We start from the raw sequence: 2,975 nt of genomic DNA on the forward strand, positions 1-2,975 counted from the left end.
GCCGTGGTCTACAGGACCGGCAGCATCTCCACGTGGGGCAACTTCTTCACGAACAACAAGAGGCGCATCCGGGCTCTGGGGCCGCCGGTCTTCTGCTTCCCACTCGCCGTCATGGCCGTAGCCCCGCTCTGGGTGGCGTACGCGGCGGAAGCGCTCGAACCGCTCTCGATAAGCCTCCTCTCGGCCGGCCTCCTTATCTTCATCCACTCCCTCGTACTCATTAAGAGGAAGAGGGCCATCGAGAACTGCCCGACGAGCAGGATACGCACCATGCCCATGGGCACGGTCGAGGTAGCGGGCCGCGCCCGCCGGAAGTTTGCGATGAAGTCGCCCTATACCAACACCGACTGCGTCTACTACTCTTACAAGGTATATGACCGTGTCAGGGTAAAGAACGGCTACAGGTACGTACTGAAGGAGTGGGGCGACAGCGGCAACATCCCCTTCTACGTCGAGGACGACACAGGGCGCGTGCTCGTCCTCCCGAACGAGGCCATAATACGCGGCGGCAGGTCCGAGACCCTCAGGGGGGATTACCGGTCGAGTTTCTTCGCGGCGGGCCAGGGCATTCACATCTCCGACGGAAAAGTGGAGGAGACGGTGATACCCGAAGGCGAGAGCCTCTATGTCATGGGCTTCGCCCACCGCATGAGGATAAGCTTCGCCGAGAAGAGGAGGAAGTTCATCGAAAGGCTCAAGGCGCTTAAGAGCGACAAGACAAGGCTCCGGCAGTACGACGCGGACATGGACGGCAAGATAAACGACGAGGAGTGGGAGACGGCGAAGAAGGACGTCGAGGACAAGATGCTCGCCGAGAAACTCGCCTCGAAAAAGAATGAAGACAATATCGCCATCGGTCCCTACCCCTCGGGCGGGCTCTTCTACATCTCCGACAAGCACGAGGAGGCGATACTCGACTCCATGGCCTGGAGGATACCGCTCTTCCTCACGCTCGGGCTGGCCGGCACCACGGGCGGCGGCATTTACCTGTTGCAAGTTCTCCGACATGGAGATATATTGGGAGAGTTACAGAGGCTCTTCGGCTAACACAAACGCACCGAAAGGAGGCTACACCTATGGGGACAGCCGTACTTATAGTTTTCCTTCTCCTTATAGTGGCGGTAGTCGTGTACTTCGTCACTATCTATAACGGGCTTGTGACCGTAAAGAACAACGTCGACAAGAACTGGAGCAACATAGACGTGCTCCTGAAGCAGCGCCACGACGAGCTCCCGAAGCTCGTAACCATCTGCGAGCGGTACATGAAGCACGAGGCCGAAACGCTCGAGAAGGTCACAAAGGCCCGCTCTATGATGGACGAAGCGAAGACGATGGACGACAGAGGCAAGGCCGAGAACTTCCTGACCGGCGCGTTGAAATCGCTCTTCGCCGTCTCCGAGAACTACCCGGACCTGAAGGCGGACCGCCGCTTCGGCCAGCTCCAGACACGGATAAGCGAACTCGAAAACGAAATCTCCGACCGGAGGGAGCTCTTCAACGAGAGCGTGAACATCCATAACATCCGGATAGAGAAACTCCCGGACGTCTTCGTGGCCGGCATGCTCTCCTACAAGGCAAAGGAACTCTGGCAGATAAACCCCGAGCACCGCGAGGACGTGGCGATAAAGTTCTCGTCCTGACGTCTTTTAGACCAAGATGCCCGCCAGAGCCGGAACCAGAAGACTCCAACGCCTCGACCGTGCGCACGTCTGGCATCCCTTCACAAGGATGCTCGAGTGGGAGGGGGGGGGGTCCGACCCGCTCATTATCGAAAAGGCCAGGGGCAGTTACCTTATTGATACCGACGGTAACCGCTACCTCGACGGGGTCTCTTCCCTCTGGACCACGGTCCACGGCCACCGAAGGCGCGAGATAGACCGCGCCGTAAAGACTCAACTCGGAAAGGTCGCCCACTCCACCCTCCTCGGCCTCGGCAACGTCCCCTCCATAGAGCTTGCCGAAAGGCTCGTAAAGGTCGCGCCGAAGGGGCTGACACGCGTATTCTACTCGGACAACGGCTCAACGGCCGTTGAGATCGCCCTCAAGATGGCCTTTTACTGCCAGGGCCGCAAGAGCAAAGGGCGAAAACGCTCGTTCATATCCTTTAGCGGCGCATACCACGGGGATACCATAGGTAGTATGAGCGTCGGCGAGATAGACCTCTTCGTCGGCAGCTTCAGCCCCCTTATGTTCCGCTCCTTCCGCGCGCCCTACCCTTATTGCTACCGCTGCCCGGTCGGAAAAACATACCCAAGCTGCAAGCTCGCCTGCCTCGACAAGCTCGAAGGTATCCTCAAAAAACATAATAAGAAAATAGCCGCCTGCATAATCGAGCCGGTCGTTCAGGGGGCCGCGGGTATAATAGTCTCTCCGCCCGGCTTCCTTAAGGGCGTTCGGAGACTCACAAAGAAGTACGACGTGCTCCTCATAGCGGACGAGGTGGCCACGGGGTTCGGACGTACGGGAAAGATGTTCGCGTGCGAGCATGAAGGCGTGGTGCCGGACATTATGTGCCTTGCCAAGGGCATAACCGGAGGGTACCTCCCCGTTGCCGCGACCATGACCAACGAGAAGATATATAAAAGCTTTCTCGGGACGAGGAAAGAGCCGGACGCCTTCTACCACGGCCACACCTATACGGGGAACCCGCTCGGCTGCGCGGCCGCTCTGGCGAGCCTCGACATATTCAAAAAGGAGCGGGTGATACGAGGGATCCAACCGAAGATACGACTCCTCGAAAAGCTCCTAAAAGATTTCAACTCCCTCGCTCACGTCGGGGACGTAAGACAGAAGGGGTTAATGGCGGGGATAGAGATCGTAAAAGACAAGAAGACAAAGGCGCGCTACCCCGCGAAGCTCCGCATGGGCAACAGGGTCTGCACGGCCGCCCGCGAGCGCGGCCTCATAGTAAGGCCGCTCGGGGATACCATCGTCCTTATGCCGCCCTTGAGCATAAAGGAGACGGAGCTTAAAAG

General features: G+C 58.5%; 3 protein-coding genes. All 3 read left to right on the top strand.

Translation table 11 applies throughout. The features are described 5' to 3' along the window. Positions 1–1,047 (top strand): hypothetical protein (locus tag V3W31_09270; GenBank protein ID MEE9615115.1); only part of this gene is annotated, 1,047 nt, incomplete at its 5' end. Between the two features lie 29 nt (positions 1,048–1,076). Further along, positions 1,077–1,640 carry a LemA family protein gene (locus tag V3W31_09275; protein MEE9615116.1) on the top strand — a complete coding sequence of 188 codons (564 nt, stop codon included), beginning with the start codon at positions 1,077–1,079 and terminating at the stop codon, positions 1,638–1,640. A gap of 16 nt (positions 1,641–1,656) precedes the next feature. After that, the coding region (bioA, locus tag V3W31_09280) for an adenosylmethionine--8-amino-7-oxononanoate transaminase (protein MEE9615117.1) at positions 1,657–2,975 on the top strand (1,319 nt) is incomplete at its 3' end.

The organism is Thermodesulfobacteriota bacterium (assembly GCA_036482575.1).
Lineage (GTDB): Bacteria > Desulfobacterota > GWC2-55-46 > GWC2-55-46 > JAUVFY01 > JAZGJJ01.